Origin of the sequence: Chamaesiphon sp., assembly GCF_041737865.1 — a bacterium.
Lineage (GTDB): Bacteria > Cyanobacteriota > Cyanobacteriia > Cyanobacteriales > Chamaesiphonaceae > Chamaesiphon.
This window is the reverse complement of sequence record NZ_JBGSQZ010000236.1, coordinates 1-6890: the sequence shown is the minus strand read 5'-3', so window position 1 is coordinate 6890 and position 6890 is coordinate 1. Positions and strand designations below refer to the sequence as shown.

At 45.9% G+C, this 6890-nt stretch carries 4 protein-coding genes; all 4 read left to right on the top strand.

The features are described from left to right. The first annotated feature begins 189 nt into the window (after nucleotides 1–189). The 4 genes from ACEW9J_RS18020 (at nucleotide 190) to ACEW9J_RS18005 (ending at nucleotide 6753) form a co-directional block, all read left to right on the top strand. Nucleotides 190–636 carry a helix-turn-helix domain-containing protein gene (locus ACEW9J_RS18020; protein WP_373546486.1) on the top strand — a complete coding sequence of 149 codons (447 nt, stop codon included), beginning with the start codon at nucleotides 190–192 and terminating at the stop codon, nucleotides 634–636. 1082 nt (nucleotides 637–1718) lie between these two features. Then, nucleotides 1719–2051 carry a hypothetical protein gene (locus tag ACEW9J_RS18015; protein WP_373546485.1) on the top strand — a complete coding sequence of 111 codons (333 nt, stop codon included), beginning with the start codon at nucleotides 1719–1721 and terminating at the stop codon, nucleotides 2049–2051. Nucleotides 2052–2129: 78 nt separating this feature from the next. Beyond that, complete coding sequence (locus ACEW9J_RS18010) at nucleotides 2130–5930, top strand: GAF domain-containing protein (RefSeq protein WP_373546484.1); 3801 nt, start codon at nucleotides 2130–2132, stop codon at nucleotides 5928–5930. Nucleotides 5931–6393: 463 nt separating this feature from the next. Beyond that, on the top strand, nucleotides 6394–6753 hold the full coding sequence (locus tag ACEW9J_RS18005) for an RNA polymerase sigma factor (RefSeq protein WP_373546483.1): 360 nt from the start codon (nucleotides 6394–6396) through the stop codon (nucleotides 6751–6753). The last annotated feature ends 137 nt before the right edge of the window (nucleotides 6754–6890 follow it).

The following is a 6890-nucleotide window of genomic DNA, read 5'->3' as shown; positions in this document are numbered from 1 at the left end:
TTTGACTTGCTGATACATGTTTATTACCTTTCGAGCCAAGGCTTATTGCTTATTTTAGCTGATTTCCTTGGCTCTGATTTGGTCGAAAGCTGCTAGCACCAATTCTGGTTATCGGTTTCTGCTTTTCTCAGCAAGCCCTATTTAGGAATCAGCACCCGCACCCTCGAACGCTATAGCCAAGATGGTAAATTGCAGGTTCGGTATGAGGGTGCTAAGACCCGACCGATCGCTACCTACGATCCAGACGACCTCGATAAACTCAAAACCGAACTGCAAATTCCCACGATCAAGCCCACAGTTAGCGATGCAGCCCTAACCCCGACAGTGACCGACACGGAGCGCGGGGAGATGTCGGGCATTGTCGGGGTATTGATGCGGCTGACAAATCCTATCGAGCGACTGATCGACGCATTAGACCGCCGCGCGACCCTCGAATCTAAGCCTCACGTCCCGATTGCCGATAAATTGCTATTGACGATGCCGGAAGTTCAAGCCCTCACAGGATTGAGTCGAGAAATACTTACCAAAGCAATCGACGCTGGCAACCTGCCGACAAGAATCATGGGTAAAGGGTATAGATTCAAGCGCAAAGATATTGAAGAATACATCGATAAATTGTGGCAGAACGATGAGTGATAAACCCATCACAACATATTGACAATAATTAGTAACAGGTTTATTTGGCAATCCAGAACTAGTTGGCGATCTGGGCAACTAGTTGACGATCCAGTAACTAGTTGGCGATCTGGGCAACTTGAGTAACTAGTTGGAAATCCAGTAACTAGTTGGCGATCTGGGCAACTTGAGTAACTAGTTGCGTCACCTTGCGTCACCTTACGTCACTTTAAGCCACTTTAAGTCACTTTAAAACACCTTGTGTCACCTTGCGTCACCTTGCGTCTTGATGAGTAATTTTTATTACTAACCTATCCGGTAAAAATATGGATGCGATAATGCAGGTTTAAGCACTGACAATCTACGGAGAGATTCACCTTTGATTCTCGCTATAAATAACACAAGTCTTACATTTGTCACAAATAGATCGGCAATGGGTTTTCTGGATTCGATCGCGATTAACCCACATTCCGCTAGTTCGATCGGTTAAAAAATAATAAGATCTACAATTCCGTCCTAGCAACGCTTTTACGGATTCAGACTGTTTTTGGCGATCGAGATCATATTCTCAATAGTCTTAAATTGTTGAGAATGAAATCGCTACGATCCTATGGCTTCGTTTTAATTGTTTTTCGTTGGCGAAGCCTCTCCCCTGGAGAATCGCTTGGACTAGCGGAATGTGGGATTAAATCAACTTGAGATTGTAAGTAGCTGGACAACCTGGAATCATTACATGCACTAGGTTTGAGATGATTAGTTTCGTCTTAACCCAGTTTTTTGTTCCATTGCTACTCAAATTAGTAATCATATATGATGATAAGGTAATCAGAGTTAATTACTAGTTTGATTTAGTAGGGTGCAAAATGCCAAGGCAAAAAATCAGACCAGCGACAATCGATCTTGATACAGGAGAGATTACAAATGGCATTTTTATATAGAGCCTATTTGAGATCTTTTCTAAAGCCCTGACTGAGACAGCATTTCAGTCTCAATTAATGATTTTGCTGGAACTGGCTTTTGACAAGAGTTAGGTGATAGATCTCAAATGGGTTCTATAGTGTCCCAAAAAGTAACACAGTTCTTTTAGTAGAGGTGGTTTCGTGATGATGTCGCAAGAGAGGACAGAAGCGTTAGCAGATTCTGGTTTAGATGGAACAACCCTTCGGGTCTTATTAAAATTGATAGGCATTTTGGATATGGATAACTTAATTGCCATAAACCAAAGCGAAATAGCCACTCAAATGAAGTTGCAAAAGCAAAATTTCAGCCGCGCTATTAAGAAATTATTAGCTGAGGAAATACTCATTGAAGGTGCTAAATTAGGTCAACATAAAAGCTACCGACTAAATGCTTATTATGGCTGGAAAGAATCGACAGAAAATCATAAGGCAGCATTAGAAGTAGGCTCAACTCTATTAAGAGATCGAATGAAATAATCGGAAATTGAATCAGTAATCGATGGTGATAAAAAGTCTAAATAAATATTGTAGTAGATATTTATCAAATTAAGCTCAATGGAATACTTTACTAACTTCTGGAAATCGGATTTATTTATCCCACACGGACATTGCTACCTTTGGAAAACAGAGTTGGTAGGATTACATCTAATATCGGATCTGACGATCGCGATTGCCTATTTCTCCATTCCACTGACTTTATTTTATTTCGTTGAAAAACGAGAAGATCTACCGTTTAATTGGATTTTCAACCTATTTGGGGCATTTATTATCCTGTGTGGGACTACTCACCTATTGGAGGTCTGGACACTGTGGCATCCAGTATACTGGCTCTCCGGCACTGTAAAAGCTGCCACTGGTATAGTTTCTGTTTATACTGCCATAGTATTGGTGAAATTGATGCCACAAGCTTTGCTGATACCGAGTCCATCGCAGCTAGCAGCAACGAATCAGGCATTAGAGCAGCAAATCCGCGATCGCGAGTTGGTCGAAGCCCAGCTTCAACAAGTTAATAATGAACTACAAGCACAACTGGCCGCAGAATATCGTAACTTATTTGAGTCGATCGATCAGGGCTTTTGCATCGTGGAAGCAATCTTTGATACCGAGGAAAAACCAGTCGATTATCGGTTTTTGCAAGTGAATCCGGCGTTTGTAAGACTGACTGGATTGCCAGCAAGCGCAATCGGCAAAACAGTCCGCGAACTGGTACCCGATCTCGAACGGTTTTGGATAGAAACCTATGGCAACGTCGCGCTGACGGGTGAACCAGTACGGTTTGAGAACAAATCTGATGCGCTGAACCGTTGGTTCGATGTTTATGCTTCAAAGCTAGGTGATGCCACCAGTCGCCGCGTTGCGATCTTGTTCACCAATATTACGGAGCGCAAGCAAGCAGAACAAATTTCGCAGCTCGTTGCGAAATTGGATGCTTTTCGGATTACCCTAGCCGATGCGCTGCGCCCACTTGCAGATCCTATAGAGATTCAGGCTACTGCTAGCCGCGTGTTGGGTGAACATCTGGACGCGAACCGCGTGGCGTACTTCGAGGTTCGCGGTAGTAATTATGTCGTGGAGCGCGACTATACCAACGGTGCCACAGCAATTAGCGGCAGCTACTCAGTCGATTCATTTGGGGAAGAGTTGCTAGCGGCATACCGCAGCGGTCGAGCTGTATTTAAGTGCAATATTGCTGCCGATCCCGACCTATCCCCAGCGGAAAAATCGGGCTACGCCGCAATCGAGATTGGTGCTTACATCGGTGTGCCGCTGGTCAAGGGTGGCGAATTTATAGCGGGACTGGCAGTCCATAGCATCGTGCCGCGAGTGTGGACACCAGACGAGATGACTCTAGTTAAAGAAGTAGCCGAGAAGACTTGGGGAGTACTCGAACGCGCCCGCGCTCAAGCTGCATTGCGCGAGTCGGAGGCTAAATACCGGACTCTATTCGAGTCGATGGATGAAGGCTACGTTCTCATGGACTTAATCTTCGACGCAAACGATCGGCTGGTGGACTTGTATTATCTAGAGGCAAATCCAGCCGCAGTCAGAATGATGGGCACAGACCCCGTAGGAATAAGGGCAAGCGAAATTTTCACACTGGAATCGCCATGGCTTGAAACACTCGGTCACGTTGCCCAGATAGGGATCGGCGAACGCCAAGAGCTTTATACCGCGCAGTTAGATACCTGGTATAGTTTCTACATCTTCAAAATTGCCGATGCCCAGAGTCGGCGCGTCGCCATTATTTATGATGATGTGACAGAGCGCAAACGTCGCGAAGCAAATCTCGCCTTTTTGACAGAAATCCAAGACGAATTTACGCACCTAGTCTCCCCAGACGAAATTATGCAGGCGGTGGGCGAGAAGATTGGGGCCTACCTGAACATCTCACAATGTGTGTTTGGTGAAATCGATCGATCTCAAGATCGGTGCACGATCGAATATGATTGGCACAACCTAGAACTACCCGACCTCATCGGTGTTTATCAAGTCTCAGATTTCGTCAGTGAGGGATTTGTACAAGCAGCGCAGGCTAGAGAAGCCATCTTCATTAACAATGCCCAAACTGATGCACGGACTGATGCGGATCGATACGCTGCCTTCAATATTTATGCCACTGCACTCGTACCCTTTCATCGTGGCAATGAATGGAAATATTTGCTCGGAATTAATGATTCGCGAGCGCGTCAATGGCGCGAAGATGAGATCGAGTTGATCTCCGAACTTGCCAACCGAATTTTCCCCCGACTCGAACGCGCCCGTGCTGAAGCCATTGTCGCTGCCAACCTCCGAGATACACGACTGCTCCGCGATCTGAGCGCGCGACTAGTGACCGAAGATGATACCCAAACGTTATATCGAGAGATCCTAGCTACAGCGATCGCTTTGACAGGCGCAGATGCTGGTACGGTGCAGATTCTCGACGATCGCTCTCAGGATTTGTTGCTACTTGCTACCCAAGGGTTCGATCGACCCATAATCGAACATTTTTACCGTGTGAATATCAGTTCTCATACATCTTGCGGGATCGCCCTGCGAAACGGCGAACGCGCGGTTGTGGATTTTGATGTGCCCGAAGCTGAAGACCCCGATGGCTCAATGCGACTGCATTTCGAGGCGGGTTATCGATCTGCCCAGTCCACCCCGCTGATATCGCGCACTGGCAAACCCTTGGGGATGGTTTCTACCCATTGGCGATCTCGTCATCGACCGAACGAGCGCGAGATGCGCTCTCTCGATTTACTCGCTCGTCAAGCCGCCGACCTGATCGAGCAACAACAAACAACCGCTGCCCTGCGTGAGAGTGAGGCAAAACTACGATTTATACTAGATAGCTCCCAAATTGGTGAATGGGATCTCAATCTGACTACCCAGCCTCACACAGCCGATCGCTCGCTCATTCACGATCGGATTTTTGGCTATGAGTCGTTGCTACCAGAATGGAACTACGAAATCTTTCTCACCCATGTTCATCCCAAAGATCGCGCTACTGTAGATGAGAAGTTCCAACAAACTCTCACCGAGGGTACCGATTGGAACTTTGAATGTCGCATCATCCATGCCGATAGTAGCATTCATTGGATTTGGGCGCGCAGCAGTATTTACCACGATTCCAGTGGTACGCCGACGCGATTGTTGGGCATGGTGGTAGACTTTACCGATCGCAAACAAATGGAAACCGCTCTAGCGGAGCGCAATCAAGAGCTAGACAGTTTTGTATATATCGTCTCTCACGACCTCAAAGCCCCCTTGCGCGCAATTTCCAATCTCTCCGTATGGATTGAAGAAGACTTGGGTCCAGAGCTGCCCGCAGAGATTCAGCAGCAAATGTCACAATTGCGAGGTCGAGCGCAGCGGATGGAAGCCATGATAAATGGACTGCTCGAATATGCTCGTGTCGGTCGCACTGATACCCAGATCCAGCTAGTTTCCGTCGCCGAGTTACTTGCTGAGATCCTCGATTCCCTCGCGCCACCATCGACATTTAAGATTGTCATCGCCCCAGATCTGCCAACTTTCCACACCAAACGGCTACTGTTGTCCCAAGTATTTGCCAATCTGATCGGCAATGCCTTCAAGCATCATGACAAATCCAATGGCTTTATGCGGATCTCCTCCCAAGAACAGGGCGATTTCTATGAATTCACGATCGTCGATGATGGCCCAGGGATTCCACAAGAGCAACACGATCGAGTATTTATCATTTTCCAGTCCATCAACCCTCAAAAAAACTCAGATAGCACGGGTATCGGTTTGAGCATCGTCAAGAAAATCGTCGAAACTGTAGGAGGGCAGATTTGGTTACAGTCAGAGCTAGGTAAGGGCACAACTTTCTACTTTACCTGGCCGAAGTAGTGTAAAGTCGCGCTAAGCCCCTGCAAATGCCGATTATCGTGGCACACATATTTGAGCGGTAGCAAATGTTACCTTCCAACCCACATTCCGCTAGTTTGATTGCCTAAAAAATAATAAAATGCACAATCCTGTCATATCAACCTTTCTAGCGATTTAGTCTCTTTTTGGCGATCGAAAAAGTATTCTCAATAGCTTTGCATTATTGAGAATGCAATCGCTACGATCCTATGGCTTCGTTTTAATCATTTTTTGATCGTTTGGACTAGCGGAATGTGGGTTGCAGGTTTTTACACGTATCCGTAGCTATCCCGAGATCTCTGATCTGTAATAAAATATGTCAATAAATTACAAGTAAAACTTTGGGGTTTGTTAAACTCAGCGTTCATCAATCGATCGGGTGAGGTGATCTGAGCAAGTGTTAGTTGGGGTACTCTAAGGTCATAATTTTCTTTCTTTACAGTCAATGAGCGGAATTATAAATCTACTCTTAAAGATCGCCGAGGGAGATCGGAGTGCACTATCAAAGCTCTACGATCGATATGCTCGAACGATCTACGCGCTTGCTTGGAAAAGCCTTCATTCAGTTGAGGAATGTGAAGAGGTAGTTTTAGATGTATTTACCCAAATCTGGCAAATTGCCGATAGTTTTGATATCAATAAGGGTTCGGTCGAACAGTGGGTGTTCACACTAGCGCGCCATCGTATCCTCGATCGGTTATGTAAATTGCAACGGCTCGATCGAGTTGATCGTGCAATCTCCTGTGACAAAGGAATCGATTTTCCAATTATTAGCGTGGATGGGGTCGTGACAGGATATAGATAGGGCTTGCTGAGAAAAGCAGAAACCGATAACCAGAATTGGTGCTAGCAGCTTTCGACCAAATCAGAGCCAAGGAAATCAGCTAAAATAAGCAATAAGCCTTGGCTCGAAAGGTAATAAACATGTATCAGCAAGTCAAA

Bases quoted from the DNA above. Each gene is read 5' to 3' on its own strand.
- ACEW9J_RS18015 (WP_373546485.1), top strand. From the start codon at position 1,719: ATGATGTCGCAAGAGAGGACAGAAGCGTTAGCAGATTCTGGTTTAGAT.
- ACEW9J_RS18010 (WP_373546484.1), top strand. From the start codon at position 2,130: ATGGAATACTTTACTAACTTCTGGAAATCGGATTTATTTATCCCACAC.
- ACEW9J_RS18005 (WP_373546483.1), top strand. From the start codon at position 6,394: ATGAGCGGAATTATAAATCTACTCTTAAAGATCGCCGAGGGAGATCGG.